The 26790-nt window shown below is 55.1% G+C and carries 29 protein-coding genes; 16 read left to right on the top strand and 13 right to left on the bottom strand.

Annotation, left to right across the window (positions count from 1 at the left end):
- Position 1: 1 nt before the first annotated feature.
- Positions 2-1318, bottom strand: coding sequence for an ATP-binding protein (locus ACN0VM_RS06790; protein WP_417450108.1), 1317 nt, complete (start codon positions 1316-1318; stop codon positions 2-4).
- A gap of 376 nt (positions 1319-1694) precedes the next feature.
- Here ACN0VM_RS06790 and rpmH point away from each other — a divergent pair, with 376 nt between their 5' ends.
- From rpmH to ACN0VM_RS06830, 8 genes are all read left to right on the top strand, one after another.
- A complete protein-coding gene (rpmH, locus tag ACN0VM_RS06795; RefSeq protein WP_417450109.1) occupies positions 1695-1829 on the top strand; it encodes a 50S ribosomal protein L34 in 135 nt (44 codons plus the stop codon).
- Between the two features lie 136 nt (positions 1830-1965).
- Positions 1966-2367, top strand: a complete 402-nt coding sequence (gene rnpA / locus ACN0VM_RS06800; protein ID WP_417450110.1) for a ribonuclease P protein component — start codon at positions 1966-1968, stop codon at positions 2365-2367.
- Position 2368: 1 nt separating this feature from the next.
- Entirely contained in the window at positions 2369-2737 is a 369-nt protein-coding gene (gene yidD / locus ACN0VM_RS06805) for a membrane protein insertion efficiency factor YidD (RefSeq protein ID WP_417450111.1), read from the top strand.
- Positions 2730-4475, top strand: a complete 1746-nt coding sequence (gene yidC, locus ACN0VM_RS06810; protein WP_417450112.1) for a membrane protein insertase YidC — start codon at positions 2730-2732, stop codon at positions 4473-4475. The genes yidD and yidC overlap by 8 nt, the downstream gene beginning before the upstream one ends.
- Before the next feature lie 7 nt (positions 4476-4482).
- Positions 4483-5136 carry a ribosome biogenesis GTP-binding protein YihA/YsxC gene (gene yihA, locus ACN0VM_RS06815; protein ID WP_417450113.1) on the top strand — a complete coding sequence of 218 codons (654 nt, stop codon included), beginning with the start codon at positions 4483-4485 and terminating at the stop codon, positions 5134-5136.
- A gap of 48 nt (positions 5137-5184) precedes the next feature.
- A complete protein-coding gene (locus ACN0VM_RS06820; RefSeq protein WP_417450114.1) occupies positions 5185-5643 on the top strand; it encodes a hypothetical protein in 459 nt (152 codons plus the stop codon).
- 99 nt (positions 5644-5742) lie between these two features.
- Positions 5743-6093, top strand: coding sequence for a YciI family protein (locus ACN0VM_RS06825; protein ID WP_417450115.1), 351 nt, complete (start codon positions 5743-5745; stop codon positions 6091-6093).
- Complete coding sequence (locus tag ACN0VM_RS06830) at positions 6093-7340, top strand: RNA polymerase sigma factor (RefSeq protein WP_417450116.1); 1248 nt, start codon at positions 6093-6095, stop codon at positions 7338-7340. The genes ACN0VM_RS06825 and ACN0VM_RS06830 overlap by 1 nt, the downstream gene beginning before the upstream one ends.
- 1 nt (position 7341) lies before the next feature.
- Here ACN0VM_RS06830 and ACN0VM_RS06835 read toward each other — a convergent pair whose 3' ends face one another.
- Together ACN0VM_RS06835 and ACN0VM_RS06840 are read right to left on the bottom strand one after the other, a co-directional pair.
- A complete protein-coding gene (locus tag ACN0VM_RS06835; protein WP_417450117.1) occupies positions 7342-7668 on the bottom strand; it encodes an Hpt domain-containing protein in 327 nt (108 codons plus the stop codon).
- A gap of 64 nt (positions 7669-7732) precedes the next feature.
- Complete coding sequence (locus tag ACN0VM_RS06840; protein WP_417450118.1) at positions 7733-7984, bottom strand: DUF3253 domain-containing protein; 252 nt, start codon at positions 7982-7984, stop codon at positions 7733-7735.
- A gap of 97 nt (positions 7985-8081) precedes the next feature.
- Between ACN0VM_RS06840 and ACN0VM_RS06845 the strand changes: the two genes are divergently transcribed.
- The gene (locus tag ACN0VM_RS06845) at positions 8082-9050 is read left to right on the top strand and encodes an FKBP-type peptidyl-prolyl cis-trans isomerase (RefSeq protein ID WP_417450119.1); all 969 of its coding nucleotides are present in this window, start codon (positions 8082-8084) and stop codon (positions 9048-9050) included.
- Here ACN0VM_RS06845 and ACN0VM_RS06850 read toward each other — a convergent pair.
- Complete coding sequence (locus tag ACN0VM_RS06850; RefSeq protein ID WP_417450120.1) at positions 9047-9280, bottom strand: hypothetical protein; 234 nt, start codon at positions 9278-9280, stop codon at positions 9047-9049. The two genes, ACN0VM_RS06845 and ACN0VM_RS06850, sit on opposite strands and share 4 nt — an antisense overlap.
- On the opposite strand from ACN0VM_RS06850, the gene ACN0VM_RS06855 reads away from it, so the two are divergent.
- Positions 9279-10250 carry a GNAT family N-acetyltransferase gene (locus ACN0VM_RS06855; RefSeq protein WP_417450121.1) on the top strand — a complete coding sequence of 324 codons (972 nt, stop codon included), beginning with the start codon at positions 9279-9281 and terminating at the stop codon, positions 10248-10250. The two genes, ACN0VM_RS06850 and ACN0VM_RS06855, sit on opposite strands and share 2 nt — an antisense overlap.
- A 15-nt stretch (positions 10251-10265) precedes the next feature.
- Here ACN0VM_RS06855 and ACN0VM_RS06860 read toward each other — a convergent pair whose 3' ends face one another.
- Positions 10266-10820: a winged helix-turn-helix domain-containing protein gene (locus ACN0VM_RS06860; protein WP_417450122.1), complete on the bottom strand. Its 555-nt coding sequence runs from the start codon at positions 10818-10820 to the stop codon at positions 10266-10268.
- A gap of 118 nt (positions 10821-10938) precedes the next feature.
- Between ACN0VM_RS06860 and ACN0VM_RS06865 the strand changes: the two genes are divergently transcribed.
- The 5 genes from ACN0VM_RS06865 to ACN0VM_RS06885 all read left to right on the top strand — a co-directional run bounded on the left by ACN0VM_RS06865 (position 10939) and on the right by ACN0VM_RS06885 (position 15707).
- Positions 10939-12033: a serine hydrolase domain-containing protein gene (locus tag ACN0VM_RS06865; protein WP_417450123.1), complete on the top strand. Its 1095-nt coding sequence runs from the start codon at positions 10939-10941 to the stop codon at positions 12031-12033.
- Positions 12034-12176: 143 nt separating this feature from the next.
- The gene (locus ACN0VM_RS06870) at positions 12177-13268 is read left to right on the top strand and encodes a hypothetical protein (protein WP_417450124.1); all 1092 of its coding nucleotides are present in this window, start codon (positions 12177-12179) and stop codon (positions 13266-13268) included.
- 87 nt (positions 13269-13355) lie between these two features.
- Positions 13356-14120 (top strand): SDR family NAD(P)-dependent oxidoreductase, encoded by a 765-nt coding sequence (locus ACN0VM_RS06875; protein WP_417450125.1) that lies wholly within the window; start codon positions 13356-13358, stop codon positions 14118-14120.
- An 80-nt stretch (positions 14121-14200) separates the two neighbouring features.
- Positions 14201-15268 carry an AI-2E family transporter gene (locus tag ACN0VM_RS06880; RefSeq protein ID WP_417450126.1) on the top strand — a complete coding sequence of 356 codons (1068 nt, stop codon included), beginning with the start codon at positions 14201-14203 and terminating at the stop codon, positions 15266-15268.
- Positions 15269-15353: 85 nt separating this feature from the next.
- Positions 15354-15707: a hypothetical protein gene (locus ACN0VM_RS06885; RefSeq protein ID WP_417450127.1), complete on the top strand. Its 354-nt coding sequence runs from the start codon at positions 15354-15356 to the stop codon at positions 15705-15707.
- 28 nt (positions 15708-15735) lie between these two features.
- On the opposite strand, the gene cysK is transcribed toward ACN0VM_RS06885, so the two are convergent.
- The 3 genes from cysK to ACN0VM_RS06900 all read right to left on the bottom strand — a co-directional run bounded on the left by cysK (position 15736) and on the right by ACN0VM_RS06900 (position 18443).
- On the bottom strand, positions 15736-16650 hold the full coding sequence (cysK, locus tag ACN0VM_RS06890) for a cysteine synthase A (protein ID WP_417450128.1): 915 nt from the start codon (positions 16648-16650) through the stop codon (positions 15736-15738).
- 43 nt (positions 16651-16693) lie between these two features.
- Positions 16694-17557 carry a serine O-acetyltransferase EpsC gene (gene epsC, locus ACN0VM_RS06895; protein WP_417450129.1) on the bottom strand — a complete coding sequence of 288 codons (864 nt, stop codon included), beginning with the start codon at positions 17555-17557 and terminating at the stop codon, positions 16694-16696.
- Between the two features lie 118 nt (positions 17558-17675).
- A complete protein-coding gene (locus ACN0VM_RS06900; protein ID WP_417450130.1) occupies positions 17676-18443 on the bottom strand; it encodes a lysophospholipid acyltransferase family protein in 768 nt (255 codons plus the stop codon).
- Positions 18444-18585: 142 nt separating this feature from the next.
- Between ACN0VM_RS06900 and ACN0VM_RS06905 the strand changes: the two genes are divergently transcribed.
- Complete coding sequence (locus ACN0VM_RS06905; protein ID WP_417450131.1) at positions 18586-18927, top strand: PilZ domain-containing protein; 342 nt, start codon at positions 18586-18588, stop codon at positions 18925-18927.
- Positions 18928-19543: 616 nt separating this feature from the next.
- Here ACN0VM_RS06905 and mdoH read toward each other — a convergent pair.
- The 5 genes from mdoH to ACN0VM_RS06930 all read right to left on the bottom strand — a co-directional run bounded on the left by mdoH (position 19544) and on the right by ACN0VM_RS06930 (position 26778).
- Entirely contained in the window at positions 19544-21697 is a 2154-nt protein-coding gene (gene mdoH / locus ACN0VM_RS06910) for a glucans biosynthesis glucosyltransferase MdoH (protein ID WP_417450132.1), read from the bottom strand.
- Entirely contained in the window at positions 21663-23183 is a 1521-nt protein-coding gene (locus ACN0VM_RS06915; protein ID WP_417450133.1) for a glucan biosynthesis protein G, read from the bottom strand. The genes mdoH and ACN0VM_RS06915 overlap by 35 nt, the downstream gene beginning before the upstream one ends.
- A gap of 191 nt (positions 23184-23374) precedes the next feature.
- Positions 23375-24403 carry a cupin-like domain-containing protein gene (locus ACN0VM_RS06920; RefSeq protein WP_417450134.1) on the bottom strand — a complete coding sequence of 343 codons (1029 nt, stop codon included), beginning with the start codon at positions 24401-24403 and terminating at the stop codon, positions 23375-23377.
- Positions 24404-24562: 159 nt separating this feature from the next.
- Positions 24563-26056 (bottom strand): tryptophan halogenase family protein, encoded by a 1494-nt coding sequence (locus tag ACN0VM_RS06925; RefSeq protein ID WP_417450135.1) that lies wholly within the window; start codon positions 26054-26056, stop codon positions 24563-24565.
- A 5-nt stretch (positions 26057-26061) separates the two neighbouring features.
- Complete coding sequence (locus ACN0VM_RS06930) at positions 26062-26778, bottom strand: SapC family protein (protein ID WP_417450136.1); 717 nt, start codon at positions 26776-26778, stop codon at positions 26062-26064.
- Between the last annotated feature and the right edge of the window lie 12 nt (positions 26779-26790).

Below are 26790 nucleotides of genomic sequence, written 5' to 3' on the forward strand. Positions count from 1 at the left end.
GTCAGCGTTCCACCTCGTCACCGGGTAAGCGGATCAGGAAAGTTGTGCCTTCCGGCCCGGTATCCTCGAGGACGATCTGGCCACCATGAGCCAAAACAATATCACGGGCAGTGGCAAGGCCGAGCCCGGTACCGCCAGCGCGCGCACTTGAAAAAGCCTTGAAAAGACTAGGCCGTACATGCTCGGGGATGCCGGGCCCGCTATCGTGAATGCGGATATGAACCGTGCCATCACTGTCTCGGCTGGCGCGCACTTTGATTGTGCCTCCCGTTCCTTGCACCTCGTAAGCATTCCTGCACAGGTTCAGCAACACCCGATGTAATTGTTCCGGATCGGCATAGATCTGGATAATTTCCTCTTCAAAATACTCGAAGGAGAAGTCTTCCCGTTCAGGCAGCCCAAGCGACAAAGCCACATCCCGCACAATATCCTCAAGCGGGCTCCAGCGCTTTTCGGGCAAGGGGTCATCCGCCTTCCCGTGACGGATGGTGCTTTCGCATAGCGCAACGGCCCGACTAACAGCGGAAACCAAACGGCGAGACACTTTCTGCACGCCCGGGTGATCCACACGTTGCAGCGCATCTGATGCCAACTGCGCAGTCGCGAGAATATTTCGCAGGTCATGGTTGATTTTGGCGACCGCTTCGCCGAGTGCCGCCAAGTGAGACTTTTGCTTAAGGTTTTGCCGCAACTCGTCCTGCATGCGCATGAGTTCACGCTCGACAAGGCCAATCTCATCCGGCCTCCGAGAGAAGCGTGACCGGCCTTGCACCGCCTCAGGCTGGCGACGGAAGGCTACAATACGGTCCTTGATCCTGCGCATGGGACGCACAAGCAGCCAATGCAGAGCCAGGTAAACCAGAATGCCGGTGAAAATGGATGTCAGGATCGCCAGCACAAGGACATTGTTGGAATAATTGGCCAGCGCGCGGTATAATCCTGCCTCATCCATCGTGACCTCAAGCATACGCGTGCCTGGCAGCATGGGGTCGCCGATTACCCTGATCACCCGATCCCCACCTTCTTCCAGAGTGTCAAACGCATCCATGATCAATGCCCCGAGAGACGGGTTCCGCAGGTCATAGGTCGCATTTACCTCGTCGGGCATGACATCAAAGCCGAGCACGAGACTTTTGTCTTCCCGCCGGACAATAATGGCAATGACGCCCGACTGTCGCAGCAGCCGTTGCTCAAGCTGAGGACTGACCATGTTATTCGGTGCCTCCTCAAGCGCCAACACGGCGATTTGCGCGTTCTCAAGACGGGTACCGATATAGTCCTGACGGAAAGTGGCGATGGATGGCAGATAAACAAACACAGACACCCCCATCACGAAGATGCAGGTGAGAATCAGCAGGCGAGACCTGAGACTGGATGTAAACGGTCTGTAATGCTCGGGCATAAAATGACTTGAATCGCATCCTGCTTGGAATTGCAAGTAAACTAATGCACACGCCGAATCGACGCATCCAATCCTGAACCATTAGGGCTCAAAGTCCCTCCTGACCGTAAATTTGGTTACATTTTTGCGGTCGGCAACCAGAATTTCGCGAAAAGACGCCAAAATTATGTTAAGAACTCCCGTCATGCGCTGTTGACTTGGGGTTACCCTGCGAGTATACAGCGCGCTCGAAATTTGAACGCCGGGCCGCGACCGAGATACAAGGCTAGGCGATAAAGCTGGAGTAAGACAAGTGAAACGGACCTATCAACCAAGTGTGCTCGTTCGCAAACGTCGTCACGGTTTCCGTGCCCGCATGGCAACCGTTGGTGGCCGTCGCATTCTAAATGCACGCCGCGCAAAAGGCCGTAAGCGCCTTTCGGCGTAGAGGTCTTCGGGGCGCGCTTGCGCACCGCGTAACACAGATGAAACGCCGACCGCGAGATATCCGGTCGGCTTTCGTTGTTTTTGGGCTTAAGCTCGGGGCACACCCGAGGCAAATGCCTGAATAAAGCAAGACAGACATGGCCACATTCGATCGCATCAAAAAAAGGCCCGAATATCTGGCAGTAGCTGGCACCCAGCGCAAATGGGTGACACCTGCCTTTATCGTGCAGGCCATGCCGGGCGAATCAGACACCTCGCCACGCGTCGGCTTTACTGTTTCAAAGAAGGTTGGGAATGCCGTCGCTCGCAACCGGGCCCGCAGGCGTCTCAAGGAAGTAGCGCGCCAAATAGTGGCCGCGCACGGCGAGCCCGGCTGGGCCTATGTATTCATAGGCCGACAGGCCGCTATCAGCTACGATTTTGAGAAATTAGGGGCTGACATGCGCTGGGCCCTTGCAAAACTGGCATCGGGCGCCGATTTAAAATCAGACAGACGACCCGCCCTTCGCGGCAAAGCACCACAGCGAAACCGAGGATAAAATGCCGGAGACCGACAATACTCGCCCCTCCCGCACCTCACCCCTTGGCTGGGTTCTGCTTGGCTTTATCAAGGTTTATCAGCTATTTATCTCGCCGCTTTTGGGGCCGAACTGCCGTTTTCAGCCTACTTGCAGCGCTTATGCGCTTGAGGCGATCAGGCTGCACGGTGCGATCCGCGGCGGCGGGCTGGCAATTCGCCGCATCCTCAAATGCCATCCTTGGGGTGGATTTGGTTACGATCCTGTGCCACAAAGCCCACGCGGTAAAGCGGCTCACGGGTCGCCGTCATGTGCATGCAGCACAACAAATAAGAGTGAAGAGGCCGACGTGAAGCGGCCACATGATCAGGGTATGACATCTCATGGGTGACAATAAGAATTTTGTGCTTTTTGCCGTGCTATCGCTGGCGATACTTCTGGGCTACCAGTATTTTTATGCTGGCCCGAAAATGGAAGCTGCGCGTCAAGAAGTGGAGGAGGCACGCACGAGCCAGGCAGTTGAAGAGGCTTTGGCACCGCGAGAGGTAGCCCCCGAGGATGAAACCACCGCTGAAGTTGTCGGGAACGAACCTGTTCTCGCCGACGCTGGCAGCGTGCGTATTGAGACACCGGAGCTATCCGGATCACTCGCTCTGCGCGGCGCAAGGTTTGATGACCTCTTGCTTAACAAACACAAAGTAAGCATGGCAAAAGACGCCCAGAATGTGCGCTTGCTTTCACCCGTGGGCGCGCCGGACGCGTATTTTGTCCGCTACGGCTGGTCTGTATCAGGACAGAACCCCGACGCTGTGCCAAACGCAAGCAGTGTCTGGAGCGCAGACAGCGACATGCTTGCGCCCGGCAAGCCCGTAACGCTCACGTGGGATAATGGGGACGGCCTGCGCTTCCTGATGAAGGTTGAAGTTGACAAAGAGTTCATGTTCTCGGTCACGCAGAGCGTCATCAACTCAACCGACGCTACCATGCAGATTGCGCCCTATGGCCTGATCAGTCGCCGCGGCGAACCCGATACAGCGGGTCTGTACATTCTGCATGAAGGTCCGATCGGCGTTTTCAACGGCACACTCGAAGAGCAGTCATATTCCGACCTCGAAGACGACGGAAACTATGAAGTCAGCTCCACCGGTGGCTGGATGGGTATTACCGACAAATACTGGATGACAACCCTTATCCCGTCACAGGATGCAGCCTTATCCCGCGCGCGCTTTGTACGCCGTGCTACAGGGGGTGATGTCAGCTACCGCGTTGATTATGTAGAAAACTGGCATACTCTGCCTGCAGGTGGCGCGCTGGAGAGCACCAGCCATTTTTACGCTGGCGCCAAGATTGTCGGCACCATCGACCGCTATCAGGAAAAGTATGAAATCGCGCTGTTCGACCGCACCATCGACTGGGGCTGGTTCTATTGGCTGACACGGCCGATCTTCAAGGGTCTGCACCTGCTTTTTGAATACACCGGCAATTATGGTGTCGCCATTCTGTTGATGACCGTTATCCTGAAGCTGGCGCTGTTCCCGCTTGCGAACAAATCCTATGTCTCCATGAGCCATATGAAAAAGGCACAACCCAAGATCAAGAAACTGCAGGAACGCTATAAGGAAGATCGCCAGAAACTGCAGCAGGAGATGATGGCGCTGTATAAAAAAGAAAAAATCAACCCGATGGCAGGCTGTCTGCCCATTCTGGTTCAGATCCCCATTTTCTTTGCGCTATATAAAGTGCTGTATGTAACGATCGAAATGCGCCACCAGCCATTTATCGGCTGGATTCAGGACCTGAGCGCACCGGACCCGTTGACACCAATCACACTCTTTGGCGCGCTTGACTGGAACCCGCCCGCATTCATTGCTATCGGCGTATTGCCTATCCTCATGGGGCTTTCCATGTGGCTACAGCAGAAGCTTAACCCGCAGTCCGCCGCCATGGACCCGACACAGCAGAAAATCATGGGCTTCCTGCCGCTGATTTTCACCTTCATCATGGCGCCTTTCAGCGCTGGTCTCGTGCTTTACTGGACATGGAACAACACCTTGTCGATTGGACAACAGTGGCTGATCATGCGCCGCGAGGACGCCCGCACGGCGGCCAAAGAAAAAACTAAGGCATAAGGCGAGAATGGAAGAAGAGCGATTTACCCAGACAGATATGGAACGTGGCCGGCTTCTTTTTGCCGGTCCCGTTGATTTTATCATGGGCGCGGTATCCCTGCAGACGCTGCCGGGTGCAGACCGTCCGGAAGTAGCATTCGCCGGACGCTCCAATGTGGGGAAATCCAGCCTTGTGAATGCACTGACAGGCCGAAAAACCCTGGCCCGCACCTCCAACACACCTGGCCGCACGCAAGAGCTCAATTACTTCGAGATCGGGCGCGAGGCAGACCAGCTCGCATACCTTGTGGACTTGCCCGGATATGGCTACGCCAAAATCGAGCGGAAGAAGGTGCATGCCTGGACCCGACTGGTGAAAGATTACCTTCGTGGCCGCCCGAACCTTAGGCGTATCATGCTGCTGATCGATAGCCGTCATGGCCTGAAGGAAAACGACCGCGAGATCATGACCATGCTTGATGAGGCCGCCGTCAACTACCAGATTGTGCTGACGAAGCTGGACAAGCTCAAGGTTGCCGACCGGGAAAAAATCCTCAAAAAAACGCAGGAAGATGCAAAAAAATTCATCGCCTGTTTCCCGGTTGTTCTTGCTACATCAAGCGAAAAAGGCTGGGGCATTCCGGAGCTTCGCGCTGAACTGACCCAGACCCTCGCTTTCTAATCATCCCATACGCGGACTAAGACCCGGCCTTGAGCTTAAGGACACTGCATGACCAACGCCTTTGTCCATACCCTTGAGCTCAGGCTTTCCGCCGAAAAAAAGCCCTATGGCCCCGTGTTCGATATTTATGTCGACGGCACCAACCTTCTGGACAGCATCACTGCATTCGAAGCAAAGCATACCGATACGATCGCCGGGGCTTACGCGCCTTACCTGACCCGACAAGACGCGGAAGGCTTGTTGCAAACCTTTCCCGGCGGCCTGACCCCGTATGCCTGTAATTGCGGCGAACCCTTCTGCTGGTTTCTAACCTGCAAAATCAGCGTAGACTATGGCTTTGTGCGCTGGCATGGCTGGTCGAACCCCTACCGCGACGACAAGGCCAAGGCGAAAGATGGGCTCTATTGGCGGTACCGGGACTTCCCGGAACTGGTGTTTGAGCAGGAAGCCTACAGGGCTGTAATAGAACACGCCCTTGCCCGCCTGGATCATGCCAACGGAAAATAAAACCGGCCGCGATGTCGAAATCATACCCAAGCCGCACGTCAACACGATATAACGGGCAAAAGGGCACCCCGCCCACCGCCCAAAATATCGGAGACGACCATGGCTCAATTCATGTTGTTGCTGCACGACAAGCTGGATGGTTTTCCCCAGCTTTCCCAAGATGAAATGATGGCGATGATCCGAGAATATACCGCCTGGACAGAACAAATGATCGCTGACGGTCGCTTTCTGGGCGGCGAAAAACTCAAGGACGAACCCGGCCGTAGCCTGATGATGGGTCCAAGCGGCATTGAAAGCCACGCCGGTCCCTTCACCGAAGCCAACGAGATAATCGGCGGCTTCATGTCGATTACCGCGGCCGACTACGACGAAGCAGCCGAGATCGCCAAGACATGCCCACACGTCAGATATGGCCGCATTGAACTGCGCGAGATAGACCCGCTTGAATAATGTTAGGCGAGCCAGACACCGAGATCAGGCGAACGCTTGACCAGCTGTTTCGCCGCGAGGCGGGGCGGCTTGTCGCCTCGCTCACGCGGAAATTGGGGGCTCACAACCTCGCACTTGCCGAAGACACAGCGCAAGATGCCCTGTTGGCGGCAAGCCGCACATGGCCTTATGACGGCATGCCCGAAAACCCCGCAGCCTGGCTGCACAGCGTCGCTTTTCGCAAGGCCATCGACCTGCTGCGCCGCCATAGTGTGGCTCGGAATGCCATACCTGCCCTTGAAGCCGAACAAACCAATCCACAGCAGCCCTCCCCCGGCATCAGTGATTCAGAGCTACGGCTACTATTCCTATGTTGCCACCCAGCCATGCTGGCACGCGACCGTCTCGCTCTCACGCTCAATATTGCGTTTGGCTTTAGCGCCCGCGAAATTGCCCGGCTGTTTCATATAGGCCCGGCTGCGATGTCCGCGCGCCTGATGCGCTGCAAGGAGTGCATTCGCGGTCAGAGGTTGTCGTTCGATATGCCCATGGGGGCAGACCTCGCGCCGCGGGTGGCTGCCGTGCAGAAAGTGATCTATCTGGCTTTCTCGCTAGGCTACAGTCCCGGCCCCGGCGCTCTGGCCGTCCGCACCGATATCGCGCTTGAAGCCCTGCGGCTGGCAGAGAGCTTGTGCAACATTCGTGCAATCAGCAGCGCAGATGCCCATGCCCTTGCCGCGCTTCTGTGTTTTCAGGCGTCCCGGCTAACCAGCCGTACAGGGGCGGGCGACACCTTCATCCCACTCACCGTGCAAAACCGCGAACTATGGGATCAAAACCTGATCATGAAGGGATTTCACCACCTGAAGAAAGCACAAACCACACCTGAGCTTAACCGGTATCATCTGGAGGCTGGCATTGCTGCCCTGCATGCAACCGCCCGTTCGTCAGCGGAAACCGACTGGCGGCAAATTAGCCTTTACTACGAACAGTTATGGTGCATGACCCGCGCACCCATCGTGGCACTTAATCACGCTATCGCAATTGCGATGGCCGGAGACAATGAAAGCGCGCTTGAGAAGCTGGACAGCTTGTCGGCATCACCCGAGTTGCGCGGCGATGGGCACTTTCATACCGCCCGGGCAGAAATACTGCATCGTCTCGGTCGCCTGGATGAGGCGCATGCAGCTTTTAAGAAAGCCCGCTTTACAGGCGGCAGTGACCCGGACATGAAATATCTGGATATGCGCCTCAGCAGCTTTAGCTGACCTATCCGAACGCTGCTATCGTCTCCGCCGAGACAAAACGAAACCGCTTCATCAACCCTGCGATCTCCGATGTGCGGGAGGCGCGAGCTGCCTCCTCGATGGCTTGGCATATGTCGCCAAGTGGCATGGCGCCGAAACTACGAGCCGCACTTTTCAAGGCATGTGCCTGAATTTCCACTTGCTCAATCTCGCCTTTTGACAGGTGCTCACTAATGGCCAAGCCTGTGCGTTCAATTTCCTGTTTGAGTGACCCAACCAAAAATTCGACGGATTCCTCCCCCACATCATTGGTTAACTTGTCCAGCACTTTCTTGTCGAGCAACGACATCGGACCCCCCTCACTACATTCTTTGCTTAACTCCACCAAGGGCAAGCCAAAGCCGCCCCCGGTGCTACTGCGGCTGGCTCAGCCGGTATATACCCTTCAAGCCATCCGGCGACACCGGTTTGCGCTTGCGCAGAAAAGAAAGCTCCCCGGCATGGTACAGTGCCGTAGCCTCAGTGCGAACCCGCGGCAAATATTTGCGCCAGTCCTCGTCTTCCCCGGCCAGCGCTTGTGCCACGTCGCGCGGCGCGACGCTTTTTGCTTCGCTTATTTGCCGCATAATCTCATCCCGAACCACGCTATCCGCTACTGTCACCATTATTTCCCTTCAAATTACCTTCTTTTCGGCGCTTTTTTGCTTTCCCCTATAGGCTTGCCGGGCTAGTGTCGCGGCCATAATGAATAAGGGGTCTTCCATGCAAAAAGCACTGAAATTCGCAGCGATCGCCGCAATGCTTGGCCTTGCTGCCTGCAGTAACGATAGCAGCGAAAACGAAAAAACAGAAGACGCCAAAGATGGCGCCCCTCAAACCCAAGACCAGAAAGCAACTGATACAATGACTGAACAAGCCGCGTTCAAGGCTGAAAACCTCGCCTATCTCGAAGAAAACAAAAAGAAAGAGGGCGTTCAGGTTACAGCTTCCGGCCTTCAATACCGTGTGGTTGAAAGTGGTGACGGCAAAAGCCCGTCCGCCGAAGACTTCGTCACCGTGCATTACGCTGGCCGCCTGATTGACGGCAGCGAATTCGATTCGAGTTACAAGCGCGGTGAGCCTGCAACCTTCCCTGCTGGTCGGCTGATCCCGGGTTGGACCGAAGCACTGCAGATGATGCAGGTGGGCGATAAGTGGGAGTTGGCCATCCCGGCTGAGATTGCCTATGGCCCGAACGGCGCCGGTGGCGTAATCCCCGGTGACGCAACCCTTGTCTTTGATGTAGAATTGCTAGGTGTCATGTCGCTTGAGGAAGCTGAGGCCGAAGCCCGTAAGCAAGCAGAAACCTTCAAGATCCAGCAATTGGCTTTCCTCGAAGAGAATGCCAAACAAGACGGCGTGACCGAGACCGAAAGCGGCCTTCAATACCGTGTGATCGAAGAAGGTGAAGGCGATAGCCCAACGGCAGAAGCAAATGTAACAGTGCATTACGCGGGCAAGCTGATTGATGGTACAGAGTTTGACTCAAGCTACCGTCGCGGTACACCGACAAGCTTCCCGCTCAATGGCGTGATCAAAGGCTGGACTGAAGGTGTTCAGCTGATGAAGCCGGGTGCAAAGTACGAATTTTTCATTCCGTACCACCTTGCTTACGGCGAACGCGGCTCGCGCTCCATCCCACCCTATGCGACGCTTATTTTCACTGTTGAACTGGTGTCGGTCGACAGCTAGGAAAAATAACAAAGGATGCCATAGCAACGCTCAAGCACATGCTGGAAAAAGAAGTAAAATCCGATATCCAGCAAGGCCAGTCCCAGAAAAACTGGCAACAGGATATATTTGAGCAAGACGCCCACGGCGCCAAAAGTTATCCGGGGCGGCGCAATGCGCTGCCCCATCACTTCTTCCGCTTTGTCCTGACGTTTGATCATGACGCGATTATAGCCGGGGCCAGCCATCATGCCTAGCACCGATCGAACACCGCCCGCTGCATTTGATATCAGGAAAGGCCGGATAGAGCCTGCCCGTTGGCAAGAGGTGCCTTCAGGTGTGCCGTTGCCGCTGCAACAACACTGGGCCTATGGTCGCGCGCTTGAAGCCATCGGCGTGCCGGTGGAGATGTGGCAGATAGCGGCAGGCGAGAATGCCGCTGCCTTTTGCGTCGTCGCCAGACGGCAACTGGCCGGACTTATCGGTATCGAGAGCATTATGCGCGGGCCCCTTTGGCTGGACACGGGTATAAGCCTTGATACGCGGGTTTCCATCCTCGCGGCGCTCAAGGCACAGTCCCAGCCGTGGCGCTGGCGTTTTCTGGCCCAGCAGCCAGAAATTGAGGCGACGGAGCCTGCACTGCAAAAGCTGAAAAGGGCTGGGCTCAAACGCATTATCACCGGATATTCCACACCGTGGCTGGACCTCAGGCCGGATGTTGCTCATTTGCGTGATGGCCTTGTTGGCAAGTGGCGAAACCAGTTGGCCCGCGCGGAAGACGCACACCTGACCATCAGCCTTGGCGGCCGCAAAGCGCATCAGCATAGCTGGCTTTTGGAAAAGGAAGCAGAACAACGCAAAGGCCGGGGTTATCAGGGGTTGCCACTGGGACTCGTACCGCTTTTTAACAGTGTGCTGGAGGAGGCAGGCGAACAGGCTGTGCTATCGGTCAACGCGCTCAGCGGTCGCCGCAAGATCGCAGGCGCCTTGTTCCTGCTGCATGGCAACAGCGCCACTTACCACATTGGCTGGGCCGGGGAAGAAGCCCGTGCAGTGAATGCGCAGAACCGGGTGCTTTATGAAGGTATGCTGGCGCTGAAGGATCGCGGTATCAGCTTCCTTGACCTGGGCGGCGTCAATACCGCTAACGGCGCAGGCATCGCACGCTTTAAATTGGGTACCGGAGCCAAGCCAGTCACTCTGGTTGGTACCTATATCTGACAGCTTTTAACCACTTCATGAAACTGGCGCCTCGGGCTTCATGTCCTGCTTCTCGATAAATTCCTGCTGTGATTTTTCGTGGAATTCAATCTCAATTTCCGATGTGCGCGAGATGTAAAGCAAATAGCCGACAAAAACCGCAAGCAAGAAGATCGCGGCCGAGGCGGAATACCAAAAGATCGCATGCTGCTTGCCGCCCGCAAGCATGACGGGCCCATCAGGGCTTTCTTGCTCTTCGTGGTAATCCGCGATGGTGGCAATGAGCGCGTACCCCCGGCGCGGGATGGTCTTGATATAGCGCGGCCGTCGAGGGTCGTCCCCCAACGCCTGCCTGAGCTTGGACATGGCCTGGGTGAGCGCCTCGTCCCCGGCGTAGGGCAGTGTCGATACACTGGCAAGCAGTTGCTCGCGCGGGACCGGTGCACCGCCCGCAGCACACAATTCCTCAAGCAGACGGACAAGTCGCGGCTCAAGCGGCTTTGTCTCGCCCGCCACCGTCAGTTCGTTGCGCGCGGGGTCAAAAACCACTTCGCCAATCAGTTTTCTGTCCGTGCCCGCAAGCTCTCTCAATGTTTCTCAACCTTTTCGTCAGGACAAATTGTGCCGTTATCTGGCCTCGTTAAAACAGATACGGCCTGTTTTGCCGATCTGTCAAACAGGCAATAACCAAAGACGAAACGAGGACACGATGCGATTTCTGACTTATTTCCTAACCATACTGGTGGTGACATTTTCATCATCAGCAGACGATACTACAACAAACAACTGGCTGAACCGGCAAGCACTGGACAGTTTTCTGGAGGACGCCACTGCAAAGGGTTTTGCCGGCGTTGTAGGCCTCTCCGATGCTGACGGCACGCTTTACGTGCGCGGGTTTGGTACTGCGGCAGAAGCTACACCTTACAATGAAAGAACCATCGCCGACATTGCCTCCATCACCAAACAGTTCACCGGTGCGGCCATCTTGCGGCTGCAGGAACAGGGAAAGCTGAAACTGCGCGACAGGCTGGGCGTCTTTTTCCCCAAGGCACCGGACGACAAGGCGGCGATTACCTTGCACCAACTGTTGACCCATACCGCAGGCTTTCCCGATGTGATCGGCCGGGACGACGAAGCCATCGACCGGGCAGCTTATATTGCCCGCGCGTTTGCTGGCCCGCTGGATTTTACTCCTGGTACAAAATACGAATATTCCAACGTGGGTTACTCAATCCTCGCCGCCGTGATCGAAATAGCATCCGGCCAGGATTATGAGATCTACCTTTTTGAAAACCTCTGGAAGCCTGCCGGCATGTTCAACACCGGCTATTACCGCCCGGATTGGTGTGACCACACCCTGCCGCGCCTCAAAGCGCCCGTACACGGCATGTTCACAGCAAAAGAGGTGCTGGACCGGACGCGCGGAGATAGCTGGCACCTGTATGGCAATGGCGGTGTGCTGAGTACGGCAGGCGACATGTTGCGCTGGCACCGGGCACTGCTGGGCAACAAGATACTATCGGCAGCATCCAGAAAGCTGTTATTTACCCCTCATGTGCCGGAAGACAAGGAAGGCGTTTACCACTACGGTTACGGCTGGTCGGTGGTACCAAATTATAAAGGCAAAAAACTGGTCTGGCATAATGGCGGCAGCTATTTCAGCCGCGCCGAATTCTGGCGTTTTACAGACGATGGCACCGCATTTTTCATTGCAAGCCACAACCGCGCCATCGAGCCCTATATAATTGCCGACGGCCTTGCACAAATCCTGCTCGGCCAGACCCCCGCTGCGATAAATCCATAGCCATCATGCCCATGGGGTTACTCGGTGCTCCCATGGGCCACCATGTCGCACACAAAAGAATCTCTCTCCCCTTGTAAGATTTAGGCTGGCTTTCCAAATTGTGATATTATAACTATGCACCTTGAAATGAGACGAGGACGGTTTTGGACTGGGCACTGGCATTATCGGTTATTGTACTGCTGGCCGCACCGCTTTTGGCGCGGCTTGTCGCTCGTGCGCCCCACATCAAGGGAGCGCTCGACGGCTTTGTATTGATCACCGTACTTGGCCTGATCACCCTTACCCTGCTGCCTGAAGCGATCGCACATGGTGGCCTTTGGGGGCTTGCAATTGCGGTGATTGGTTTCGCTCTTCCCTGGATTGCCGAATTCCTGTTCCACAGGGCAGAAGAAATGACCCACCGTATCGTCCTGCTCGCAGCCTCACTTGCATTAGTGGTGCACGCGGCATCTGACGGGGCGATCCTTGCACTGGCGCATGAAAGTACCGCAGGCAATTTTGTTGCAACCGGTATTCTCTTGCACCGTGTCGGCGTTGCCATTGCCGTTTGGTGGTTACTGCGCCCTGTACTGTCAACAACTGGTGGTCTACTTGTGCTTGCTGGCCTGGGGGCGATGACCGTCGTTGGCTACTTTATCGCGCTTTTTGCGGGTGAATGGTATAATCTGCCTCTGGTTGGCTATTGGCAGGCTTTTGCTGCAGGGTCGCTTCTGCATGTGGTGTTGCACCCACTGGAAGATCATAGCCAGACCCCGAGCAAGGACACCCTGCCTGCACATCGCCTGGGTACTGCGCTTGGCCTTTTGTTTGTGCTTAGCCTTATCGCCGCCCATTATTTTTACCACACACCAGGCACCTTAAGTCACATGCCTGTCCATGGTATGCACCACACCGTCGAACTATTGAATGCGGTAGGTCGGCTTTTGGCGCCGATCATGCTGTTGGTGTTGTTGGTGGCTGCAGCGCTACCCCGTGTATACGGAAGAGGGCCTGCCAGCACCATGACCAGTCTCAAGAAAGTCGCACCATGGACGTTGCTGTTCTGGCTGGCTGCAACAGTATTGGTGGAATTGAGCCCCCTGACCGTACCCGGCGCGGGCGGTGGCTGGTTGCTTTTTGCGCTATGGCTTATAATCGTCAGCGGGCTGATCATCCACATGGGTGCCCGGGCATTTTTCACTACCCTGATGCCACGATATGCAGCACATAAACACAGCCACGGCCACAGCCACTAGACACCACCTGTGAGATCATAAGGTTTTCCTTGCTCAAAGCAGCAAAGAGCGCTAGCCATGCGCGCAGAAACCAAGAGGATTTCACCCATGCGATTTGACGGGCGCACCGTAGTTGTTACCGGCGGCACATCAGGTTTTGGCGAAGCTATCGTCAAGGCTTTTGCGCGCGAAGGGGCGATTGTGCATTTCTGCGGCCTGATTGATGCAGAGGGTGAACGGGTCATAGCCGATGTCACAGCCGTAGCTGGCAAGGCGTATTATCACCATGCGGATGTCCGGCTTGAAACAGATGTAAAGGCCTTTATCGATAGCGCAACGGCTGAAACCGGAACCCTTGACATAGCTGTCAACAACGCTGGGATAAGTCATACCGCCGCACGTTTTGCCGAGCAGGACATGGCCGTCGTCGAGGATGTATGGCGTACCAATGTTATGGGGATCTGGCACGCCATGCGGAACGAAATTCCAGTCATGCTGAAATCTGGCGGAGGAGCCATCATCAACACCGCCTCGATCCTGTCAAAGTCCGGCGCGGAATGGATGGCGGCTTATGGCACCAGCAAACACGCCGTTATCGGCCTGACCAAAAGTGCCGCCCTTGACTATGTCGACCACGGCATACGTATCAACGCTGTATCCCCCGGCCCAATGCTGACCCCGATGTTCGAACGCGCCCTTAGCGACATTGGCGGTGATATGAGTAAATTTGCCGGTGGCCTTCCCAAGGGTGGCCCCGCCGACCCTGCCGATGTCGCCCGAACGGTATTGTATCTTGCCAGCGAAGAAGCAGCCTATATGAACGGAGCCAATGTGGTTGTAGACGGCGGCACCTCCTCCGGACAACACGGATAATACTATACAAGGCCTTGAAATACGGGGCCGGGACCGACAGATAAACGGATGGCGCTCGCGCCAATGGGAGTGCTCGTAGAATGAAACTGGTAACGGACTGGTTCCGTAGAACCTTCTCTGACCCTCAGATGGTCTTGCTTGTCCTCGTGCTTGTGATTGCACTGATCGGCATTTCCTTCTTTGGGCACATGTTGGCGCCTGCCATCGCTGCGGTGGTGATTACTTTTCTGCTCGACGGCCCTGTCAGCTGGCTGAAACGCCGAGGCATGCATGCGTTGCTTGCGGTGATTACGGTGTATCTGCTGTTCCTGACACTTTCGCTGATAGCTTTGTTCGCGGTGGTGCCACCACTGTTCCGGCAAGTGGGACAATTTATCAACGACGCCCCCGCCATGGTCAGCGCCGTGCAGGACGCCTTGCTAAACCTTCAGGCTCGCTTTCCTGACCTTATTTCAAAGATGCAGGTGGAAAGTTGGCTCGCGGGTCTGGGGAATGAGATTACAAACCTTGGTCCCCGCCTTGTGCAATACTCGCTCTCCGGCCTCACCGGCGCTGCAGCATTCATTGTCTATGTGGTGCTTGTACCGGTTATGGTTTTTTTCTTTTTGAAAGATAAAGCACAAATTTTGGGCTGGTTTGGCCGTTTCTTCCCCAATGACAAACCTCTGCTGGAGCAGGTCTGGCGCGAGATTCTTGACCGAGCGGGTGACTATGCCCGAGGGAAGGTCTACGAGATCCTGATCGTTGGCCTCGCCGCTTATATCACCTATCAGGTGCTGGGGCTGCCCTATGCAACCTTGCTTGCCGTGGCCACCGGCTTAAGTGTCATTATCCCGTACTTCGGGGCCGCTGCGGTAACTTTCCCCGTGACCCTTGTCGCGTATTTTCATTGGGGTTTTGGCCACGAGATGGCGGCTGCCGTGATCGCCTATCTGGTATTGCAGGCGCTGGACGGTAACGTACTCGTACCGCTCCTGTTTTCAGAAGCTGTGAAACTGCATCCCAACGCAATCATCATCGCCATTCTTGTATTCGGAGGCATCTGGGGCTTCTGGGGTGTTTTCTTCGCCATTCCGCTCGCCACCGTCACCAACGCCGTGCTGCGCGGCTGGAGAGAACGGGCGGCAGGTGGCACTGCCGCCGCTTAACACCTGATTTTAAAAAAACTTTTCTTCCCGGCAGATTTCTGCCTAAATGTTAAGGGGTTGAAAAAAGGATTGGCTGGACAGAATCATGATACTGGAATCTCGCAGCATCATCTTCTCGGATGAAGAACTTTTATTGGCAATGCGCCCCGTCCTTGAAAGCCGGGGGTCCGCTTTGAACTTGCCAGTAACCTCCATCCGGTCAGAACTGGACAATGATGGTGAGGTGACCGTTTGTTTCATCTTGTCCGATGGCTCAGACCCGATAACATTCAACAGCCGCGAAGTCGGCGCTGCTGTTCTCAACCATTGTATTGAGCAGGGCATCCCTCTGCCCCGCGGTTCTTATAAAGAACTGGCAATCCGCGGCTCGCATATTGCGCTGATCGTAAGATTTGAATCGGGATCCATGCAGTCCGGGATTGACGAGGACGAAGAGTAAGCATCGCCCTTGCCATACACTGAAAATCCTATTCGGGTAAAAAGTCCGGGACAGAGAGGTATCGTTCCCCCGTATCATAGCAGAACCCGACAATGCGACTACCTTTTGGCAGGTCCTTCACACGGGCGGCTATCGCAGCCAGCGTAGCGCCGGAAGACACCCCTATGAGCATACCTTCCTCTCGCGCGGCGCGGCGCGCCATTTCCTTGGCATCCGCTGGGTCGACTTTTAATATCTCGTCGATCAGACCCATATCGAGAACATCCGGCACAAAGCCTGCACCAATACCCTGAATGGGATGCGGTCCCGGCGCGCCACCCGACATCACAGGCGACAAGGTCGGCTCTACCGCAACCACCTTGAACGCAGGCCACGCCTTTTTCAACACCATGGCACAGCCGGTAATATGCCCGCCAGTACCGACACCTGTAATCATATAGTCCAGACCATCCGGGAAATCTTGCAGGATCTCCTGTGCCGTTTTGTCAACGTGTGCCTTAACGTTGGCCGGGTTGGTAAACTGCTGCGGCATCCAGGCATCATCCGTAGCCTCCAGTAGCTGAGAAGCCTTGGCGATCGCGCCCTTCATTCCCAGCTCCTTTGGAGTCAACTCAAACTCCGCCCCGTAAGCCAGCATCAGGCGTCGCCGCTCAACAGACATGGATTCGGGCATCACAAGAATAAGCCGGTAGCCTTTCACCGCCGCCACCATGGCCAGGCCAACACCCGTATTGCCTGAGGTCGGCTCGATAATCACGCCACCCCGCTTGAGCGAACCGTCCTTTTCCGCCTCTTCAACCATGGCAAGTGCGATACGATCCTTGATCGAACCACCGGGATTGACGCGTTCCTGCTTGATCCAGACTTCATGGTCCGGGAAAAGTTTCTTCAAGCGTACATGCGGCGTATTGCCGATGGTATCCAGAATGGATTCAGCTTTCATTAGTGTCCCCTATTGAGATGATTTGTGAAACAAAAGCCCGAACCTAACCCTGCGCTTTTCTTCGCTCTTTGATTGAGACTATTTCATCAGTATCGCACGGGCGGAACATAACCCTGGACCACGCAGGCACAGACCGTGTGATCCAGACATTGCCACCAATAACCGAATTGTTGCCGACGATAGTCTCACCGCCCAGAATGGTGGCCCCGGCATAGATAACCACATTGTCTTCAATTGTGGGGTGTCGTTTTTTGAACTTCTGATCGCGGTCCACTCGCAGGGCACCAAGGGTTACACCCTGATATATTTTGACGTTATTACCAATAACCGCAGTTTCCCCGACGACAACGCCTGTCGCATGGTCAATAAAAAATGATTTGCCGATCGTAGCGCCTGGGTGAATGTCCACGCCTGTTTTCTGGTGTGCATATTCAGTAATCATACGAGGCAAAAGCGGCACATCGCGCTTGTGCAGCGCATGCGCAATTCGGTAGGCCGTAATGGCATAAAATCCGGGATAACACAGGATAACTTCTTCAACAGAAGAAGACGCCGGATCACTGTCGAAAATAGCCTGCGCATCAAGGTAACAATCATCCGCGATAGACGGCAAATCAGATAAGAACCCTTGCACCAACAAGCGCTCGCAGCCAACATCACGGCCTTTGCATAACCGTTCGACCAAATTGTAAAATTCACGCTCAAGCAGCTCAAGGCGCGCGCCAAGGTTCAGTTCATCGTCTTCCGCAACGGCATAATGCGGGAACATAACCGCAGCTGTCTTTTTCAGCAGGCTGCCAATTTTGGCAAGCGACATACCAGACAGGTCACCATAGCGTTGATGATGGGCCTGCAGTTTTGCGGCTATATGCTCAAGGCTGGTATCGGTCATTGGCTCGGTGCTCATGGCTTGGCCCTCTTTTTGCTGTATAACAGTTTAGGAGGGTCGGGGCCATCTACAAGCCCCGCGAAGGCGAGAAATTCTTCACTTTCATGCGAGGAAAGCTATTGCTGAGGGTAATTGCTTACTCGCCCTCTTGTTTATCATGAACCAGCAAATGCCCGTATCCCGCTTCAAGCGTCAATTCGTCGGAGCGCCTGACAATGGCTTTTTCAAGCACGGCCATAAATGCCGCCTTATCAAGCCCCTGCTCTAACGGTCCATCAATTTCATAGATAGCTGTGCCTGAGCGGTGCCAGAAACCCTTGGTCCAGAACAAGCCCGTATTCGTGGAAACTGTATATACTGGAAGGTTTGTTTCAGCCTGTAGATAATAGGCACCACTTTTAAGACGTCTTTGGTCGCCCGGGCGCACCCGTGTGGCCTGGGGGTACACGATAAGCGGACGCCCCGTTTCCTGGATATGCTCTGCCACCTGTTCCATGCCCTTGTGGGCAGTATGGCTTTCCCGGTCGATTCGAACGATGCCTGCCTTTTTCAGCGCCGTGCCAATGAAGGGTACCTGAAACAGTTGTTTTTTCGCCAGCGCCGTCACATCGTTGCGCAGCGGGAAGGTCAGAATAGGGTCCATATTGCTTTGATGCGCGGCAGCCAGAATAAACGAGCCACGTTTGGGTAATTTCTCGAGCCCGCGATACTCATGCTTCAGACCAAGACAGATACGCGCGATCCACAACGACGAGTTACAATAAACCAGAATACCCCGCCTCACCGGCCCGTCGGTCTTGGCCAGACACAGCGGCATAAGAACGCCACCGCAATACAGAATTGTGAAGGGATAAAAGACAATATTGAACAGGATTGAGCGAATGCCATTGCTCAAAAATTTCACACCATCTCTCCTGTCTTTTGTTCCGGTTACCATATGGTAATGCCATGCCCGCTCAGGCATTGCCACTTTACACAGCTTTAACTCAAGAAAAAAATCAGTTAGCTTGCTATCAGCAAACCCTCCGCACACGAAGGGAAAAAGTGTGAGCGACCAGGATAAGCGCCGCGATGACCGGCTACCAGTTTTATGGCATGGCAAACTGACCACGACAGATGACCGTGAGTTCACCTGTCAGATCAGGGATGTCAGTCTGGCCGGCACGCTGATCACTTGCGACGCGGATGTGCATATGGGGCAAGAGCTTCTGCTCACCATTGATGAGTTGGGTGAGTTTGCCTGTGTGGTAAAGTGGCAGGGCACGCATGGCTTGGGCCTCATGATCCTGGCGGGGCCAGATCTTGTGCTCAAAAAATTTGCTGAAGGTTCGGGACGGGCATTATCTGATAGCCCACGGGACCCTGGCGATGATCCGCTTATCGCTTGAACTAAAAAGAAAAAGAAGGCGGTCACCACGTTAAGGGTACCGCCTTTTCAGTGAGCAAAACTGCCGAGTGCTATCCTGCTGAGTGCTCTTTAGGTCACTGTTCTCTTGTTGTTGTATCTGTTGTTATGGCTGCACCGCAGTATTTACTAACGGCGCAGCTTGTTGCGTCGTGTCCGGCGGCGGCTGTATTTGGCCTCCATCACGCCAAAGCTGGCGTATACGACGATCTTCGGGCTGGCTGGCATAACTTCGTTGATGAATACCATTTGTCTTCTCCTCGCTGCCGTGCCTCTATCGGGCCGGTCATCATTATTTTAAGGCCTTCGCCTCAGGAACTGTCGTTTCGTACTGCTTTTGTTTATTTTGTTACCCTATGATCAGCAAACGCCGTGCCAGAAAATAAACTACACTTAAATCAGTGGCTTATAGATATCCAGGCACCTAGCCATCGCCAACATGTCCGTTTTCGGACAGTCCTTTGTTCGGTTTTGAACACCAGAAAGAAGCGATCAGGTGGCGGTGGGCAGTTCGATCGGGCCTATCCTACAAGAACATGACATTGGCTGCCCCCTGCTGCGAGCCAGCGAGCGGGATCCAGCCGGCCTTCATGACCTTATTAGTTTTTATGTGTCTTGACCCATGCGGGCAGCGCATCAACCAAGGCTGGATTGCCGAGAAGTGCCATTTCCTCACTGTCGCTTAACCAGGTTTCAAGTTCATCGACTGTGTTGGCGCGCTCAAGCTTGGCTGATGCGAGAATAAGCGCCGGGTCGAAGTCCCCGTTACAGTCGCGCTCAAACAACTGTGCCCGATGCCACGCGCGAAAGTTTCCGTCTGCGGCCAAGGCGCCCAGCGGCGATTTGGCAGCGCGCAATTCGTCCTGTTTAATCCGGGTCGTGACCGCCTCAAGGACGGGTGGTTGGCGTTTTTCTTCCGGTGTGCGCAAGATGCCAAGTTTTCTGAGCCTCAGGCCCACATCACTCCGGCCGCTGAGCCATGATAGCGGGGCCGATAGCATCAAGCCGCCGGTCACCGGCAGCATCCATAAGAACAGATCTTGATGCAGAAAGCCTGTAAGCGCGGCAACAGCGACACCAATGAATGTATGCCACCGGTGTGCCTTCAGCGCTGCACCGAAGCCAATAGAGCCATCCCCGCGCCGCTGGGGCTGCCATCCGCTATCACCGCCAGTCATAATCTCCCAGACAATGCGGCTTTGCGCCAGCATCATCACGGGTGCGTAGAGGGCCGAGAGCAAAATCTCTCCAAGCACGCTCAAGGTTACAAGGATTGGTCCGCCATACCGCAAGCACCGCATGGGATTCAGCATTGCCGTCACCCAGGCAAGTATCTTCGGAGCCAATACGATCCCCATCGACAAAATGAAAAGCTCCACTGCCCTTTCACTGTCAAACACTGGCCATGTGGGAAACAGTGATGGGCGAGCGAAATACTCCGGCCGGGTAAAACTGGCCTGCACGGCCAGTGTCAGGCCCACAACCAGAAGCAGGAACCAGAATAGCGCGCTCATATAGGCCATAATACCGGAAAGAATATGCAAACGGGTGGTAAACGCCAGCCCGCGCGCAAACAGAAACTTAATATGCTGCAGGTTGCCCTGACACCAGCGCCGGTCGCGGGTAATGACGTCGCTGAGGGAAGGCGGGGCTTCTTCATATGTCTCGGTTAGGTCAGTGTCGAACCGCACGCTCCATCCCGCACGGCGCAACAGCGCAGCCTCAATAAAGTCGTGGCTGATAACATGCCCTCCGAATGGAGCCTTCCCCTTGAGAACAGGCAAATGTGCGGCGCTCGCAAAAGCTTGCGTACGTATGATGGCGTTATGGCCCCAGAAATTGCTGCCGTTGCCGTGCCACGCCGACAGACCGTTGCCAAATATCAACCCATAAGCCCGGTTGGCAAATTGCTGCAACCGCGCATAAAGACTTTCACCAAGCACGATTGATGGCAACGTCTGCAATAAACCAAGCCCCTTGTCCGCTTCCATTCGGCGGGCCATCTCAATCATTGTGGAGGGGCTCATGATGCTGTCTGCATCCAAAATGAGCATCGCTTCATACGCTCCGCCCCAGCGCGTAACCCAATCGGCAATATTGCCTGCTTTGCGTTCTGTATTGTGTGCCCGGTGCCTGTAGTATACCGGGCACGCCGGGTCTGCTTTTGCGATCAACTGGTGAAAGACATGTTCCTCGCGAAGCCATGCGCGCGGCCTGTTGCTGTCGCTGAGGATAAAAAAGCAAAACTGACCGGGGGCTTCACTTGCCAAGCCTTTCGCCATAGCGTCGATTGCCGCTGCCACACGCACCGGGTCTTCATTATATACGGGAGCCAGTACCGCGGTTTTTATCGTCAGAGATTTCTCATAGACCTGTCGCCGCCCGAACAGGTCACGCTGAAGGATCAGTAAAAAGCCCAGCCCTGCCTGACAGGCAGCAAAACTGACCCAGACAAAATTAAGCGCAAACAGAACCAGAAAGAGCCACTGGAGGAGGGTAATATTGCCGGTACTCATCACTGCGTACATTTCATGCACACCGTAAGCTGATACCGCGCCCGTACCACCAAGCAGAACCAGGCGCGCAAGCATTGTCCCGATAAACCGCCCCCCCCGAAGACGCCCACGGTCCTTCGCACGCGGAGCATGGACACCTTGCCGTGGCATCTCCACCCGGTTTTCCTCAGGCAGTGCTCTCATTTCAGGTAAGCTGCCTGCCTCAATTGGCCCAACGGTAAAGCCAGGTTTCGCCAACTGCCGCTCCTTGGAATTTGGGTTGCAAGCGTATTTCGACCGGGCCCGCATCCTCAGGTTCAAATGTCAAAAATATACGCACGTGATCATCCGTAACCGAGTGCGTTACCACCTCTACCACGCGCCCGTTGCCAACACTGGTGTCAAGCGTCAAGTCTTTTGCGGACACGGATTGGGGCAGCCCTCGATAGTCCACCACCATCTGAGGATATGCTGTGCCAAGCTTCAATCCATAGGCACTACGGCGTACTCGTGCAAAATTCGCGGGCAAGGGATTGTCATTGGGCCACGTCAGCCGGTATGCAAATTTGTAAGGCTTTCCGGGCGCGAGCGGTAACTTGGGGCGCCAATAGGCAACAATATTGTCGTTAGCCTCCGAGCGTGTCGGAATCTCGACAAGCTGCACATGACCTTCGCCCCATTCACCAAGCGGGGTTATCCACGCAGAAGGTCTTGTGTGATAGCCCGCTTCCTGGTCTTCGAAGGTTTCTGGCGTCCGGTCTCGCAGCGCGAGACCAAACCCTTTCGGGTTTTTATCCATAAACGCGCTGACCTGAAGGTCCGCAGGGTTACTGAGCGGGCGCCACAGGCGCTCTCCCGCGCCGGTATGAATGGCTAACCCGGTAGAATCGTACACCGCATCCCGGTAATCGGGAATGTCCGCCCTGTCTATGCTCCCAAAATGAAACATTGAGGTCAGTGCACCAAGGCCAATATGCTTGAGCACCGCCCGCGGGAAAAGGGTTGCTTCAACTTCCATGCGCGTCGGATCATTGGGGTAAATGCCAAACCTATATGCCCCTGTTACCCGCGGACTGTCCAGCAGCGCGTGCACGACAATGGCGTCTGCTTGAGAAGATGGTCGCTCAATCCAGAATTTGCGAAAAATCGGGAACTCTTCACCTGTGGGCTCCGCCACGTCCACCGCCAAACCACGGGCAGACAGACCGTACGTCTGCCCTTTTGAAACTGCTCTGAAATAACTGGCCCCCTGAAATACGATAAACTCGTCTTCATAGTCCGCCCGGTTCAGCGGGTAGTGCAGGCGAAAACCGGCCAACTTTCCCACCTTGGCCAAAAGCGAGGAAATCTCCTTGCTGGGAGCATCAAAAGAAGTCTCATTTACGGGGGCTGGAAAGGCCTTGCCGTTTTCAACCACCGAGATGTCCACACCGCTCGCGTAAAGGTTCCCCGGCGCAAACATCTCAACAGAAAAACGTGTTGGGGTTCCTCCCCAGATCGCAGCCTTTTTTCGGTAGTTAATTCGCCTGTACTGGGAATAGTCCAGCTGTAAAAGAGCCTCCGGCACCTTCGGCGGGTTGACAAACGCTGTCTCGGACAACAGCCTGGCTTCATCAAGCACAAGCTGTCGGGAAAAAGCGCTGCCCTGAGCATAGCCGGCGCTGGCGACAGAAATATTGATCACAATTGCCCCGATACCGAACAGGCAGGCACGAAAAGCGGTCTGCGGCAGTGAAATTCCCATAATTAACTTCTGATCCTGTTTCCCTGATACCTCGTTTCAGCATAAATGCCTGAACATAATGGCAAAAAGATGAGACCCACCACAGGTGTATACATGATCATGGTTGCGCGCCTTATGCGCCGGCTAACGCTGTGGCTAACGCTGTTTACCGGCCATAATCACAGCGCCGCGCTGACCGGCTCTCTCGGGTTTTACCGGTTTAGCCGCCGGAGAAGCTGCATCCGCAGCCGCCTTGATGTCACATCATCCATCGGACCCAGCGCACCCCGCGCATGCTGTGGCAGGTGGCTGGCTGCTTGATCGCTTCTGCCAAAAACGTAATAATCAAACATATGCTTCCAAGCCGCCTTTTCATGCGGCGGCCGGTCACGCAGGCTCAGGAGGGCATGCATCATCGTGTCCATGGGGTTGTCGATAAATGCCGGCACATCATTCCACCAATAGTTCATCATGGCATTGAAGCCATCAAGCGCCTCAACCTGATGCCACCAAAGGGCCGGGAAGAAAAGTGCGTCACCAGCTTCCAGTTCCACGACCTGTGCCGCCTCCAGCGCGCGCGAGAAGCGCGGGAAACGCTCAAGGTCGGGCGCGCTGAAGTCCACCATGCTGACCACCTGCCCGCCGGGCGTTGGCTCAAGCGGACCGGGGTAGAGGTTATGCACCTGCTCGGGCGGAAACAGGGTGAAACGCCGCCGACCGACCAGATTGCACGCTATATTGTTCGACATATCATAGTGCGCCGCCGCTGTGGTGCGGTTACCAATCCAGACACTGACAAGCATGGGCGAGCGGCCAAACATGGGGTGACTGAGCGTCAGATCGTTTTCAGCCCGCATGCCGGGCAGGAAGGTGTCCACGTCGGTGGAGCCGATATAACAGTGTTTGGCACCTGCACCACCGCCTGCATCCAGAATTTCATCAAGGAATTCACCAAAGCTGACAGTCACGGCCTCATAGTTTGGGCCCGTCAGCTCTTCATTGTAGAAATACCGCCCTTTCATTTCAGGCGCGCCAATATAGCCTGTGACCTTGCGCCCGGCATCAAACGCCTTGAGGTAGCCGGTAGCTTCGGTGGCGGACCGCAGGCCTTTTTGCACAAGCGGCCAGCCTTTTGCCACGCCCCTCAATACGGCAGGTTCACCCGCCGACAGCAAGTCCTCATAGGGGATGCTGTCGGGGGTCAGACCCAAGATTTCGCGAACCTGCTGGCTATTGCTCATGTCCGGCTTCCCTCATTTTACTCGCCAGTCTACACACAGTTCAGCATATCCAAAAGTGTTCGGTAGATCGGCAGCATTACCGGATACAGTGCCACCATCGACGCCGCTTGGTTTAAAGTGGCACACTTCCATGCGGACTGTTGTCTGACGCCGGGTATTTTACTGCTCAGGCGCTGCACAATACCCGGCGATAAAATCTTCATGCCGCGGTAGTTTCTCCACCGTGCGGCGCACGCCCTCGGCGTAACTCGCGAGCGAAGACCGCAGCTTTTCCGGTGCCATCAGACGCCCGGCTGGGTGGTATGCCTCAGTTCCAAATCCTTGCCCCAGCAACACCTGCACCCACGAATCGATACGGAAAAGATCTTCCTCCCCCTTGTAGACGAGACCGTTGTGACGATAGAGTTCCAGCCGATGTTTCAGTGAATCGGGGATATCCATCGTCTGGCGGTCGCGCCAGAAGGCGGTATCGTCGCGCCGGGTGACATAATAGTGGAGGATGATAAAATCGCGGATGCTTTCAAACTCTTCGCATGCCAAACGGTTGAAATGGTCTGCGAGTGCCGGGTTGCTGCCGTTAAACGGAAAATACTGGATGAGGCGCGTCGCCTCAAGCTGGAACAGATGAATACTCGTCGATTCGAGCGGCTCCAGAAAACCGCTGGAAAGCCCCAGCGCCACACAGTTCTTTTGCCAAAGTTTTTTTCGCCTACCGGTCAAAAAACGCAGGAAGCGCGGCTCACGAATCATCTCGCCTTCAAGGTTTTTCACCAGCGTGTCATGGGCTTCATCGTCGCTGATATAGTCGCTGCAATAAACATGGCCGTTACCGACCCGGTGCTGAAGCGGAATGCGCCACTGCCAGCCAGCCTGTCGGGCGACTGACCGGGTATAAGGTTTGATCTCGCCGGTAGCGCGAGTTTGCACTGCAACCGCACGGTTCATCGGCAGCCAGTGTGACCAGTCGTCATAACCAACCCCAAGCGCTTTCTCGATAAGTGCTGCGCGGAAGCCACTGCAATCAACAAAAAAATCGCCCGGAATTTCTTCGCCTGATTCCATCACCAGACTTTTGATAAACCCGGTATCTGCGCACAGGCGCACGTCGACAAACTTGCCCTCTACCCGCTTCACACCGCGCTTTTCGCTGTGCGCGCGCAAGAAGGTTGCATAGCGGCTGGCGTCCAGATGGTAGGCATAATTGAGGTTTAACTTGTTGGAGATGGCAAATTTTCCCGCCTCCGCCGCGCGTAGCTCAAGACAATAATCATCAAGATCCCCGCCAAATCCATCGGCTTTGGCCTGCATCCACAAATGATGAAAATCTGCCATCCAGGGAGCTTTGCCGATCTGGCCAAACGCGTGGATATATTTGTCTCCAAGCGCGCCCCAGTTCTCGAACTGAATACCTAGCTTGAAGGTCGCTCCGGTTGCGCGCATAAACTCGGTTTCATTCGCACCGATAAGCGCATGAAAGCTCCTGTGGGTCGGAATGGTCGCCTCACCAACACCGACGGTGCCAATCTGATCTGATTCAACAAGCACAATATCAAGGAGGTTCGGCAGTTGACTGCTAAGCGCGGCAGCGGCCACCCACCCGGCAGTACCACCGCCCGCTATCACCACTTTTGGTTTTGGTTTGTCCCTGTCCATTTGCATCACACCTTGTTTTTGCGCGCCACCAGTTGCCTGATGTTGTCAAGGGAGGACTGCACCCAATAGCAGGGTGCCAGCAAACCTGATTTGTGCAATTTATTAAGCTCATCAGCGGGCAGATTTTGAAACTTTTCTTCGCTGATGGAATATACGTCTGGGACGGTATATTGGCGCGTCTCACTAATTTTGACCTCCAGCGTAACAGGTTCTATCAGCTTCAGGCTATCCAGCGCGTCAAAAAACATCTTCGCCACGCCGATGCCGTCATGAAGGGTGCGCAGCACAGCGATGATATATTCCAGATAGGGCGCGTTGCCTCCCTGCGGCAGAAAGAGGGGATGGCCTTCTTGCGTATTCACTGCCGCGTTGTCGAGGTCTATCTGGATTTTGGCGTCGGCCTCAGTGGCAGAAGCGCCGTCACCGCGTTGCAGGCCGATCGAAAACGGCCCGCGAGCCAAGACAGCAGGGATATAGTTCGCATCCCACCCGTCACCGCCCAGATACAGGTTTTCATCCCGGTCCAGCCCCAGCAAGGCAACAGCCTGAAATGCACCTTCGGCATTTTTCCGAAAAAGTATGGGGTACTCGCGCTGAAGGTCGCGAAACTCATTTGGAAAAACCAGCGCTTGGTTAACGTTGTCACCGAAAACCGCGCCGCGTTCCGGTTTCACCTTCAGGTTATGGTGTTCAACATTATCCAGCATTTTGATATTCGGCATAGATACCCCCAA

The sequence above is a fragment of the Kordiimonas sp. genome (assembly GCF_048260245.1).
Lineage (GTDB): Bacteria > Pseudomonadota > Alphaproteobacteria > Sphingomonadales > Kordiimonadaceae > Kordiimonas.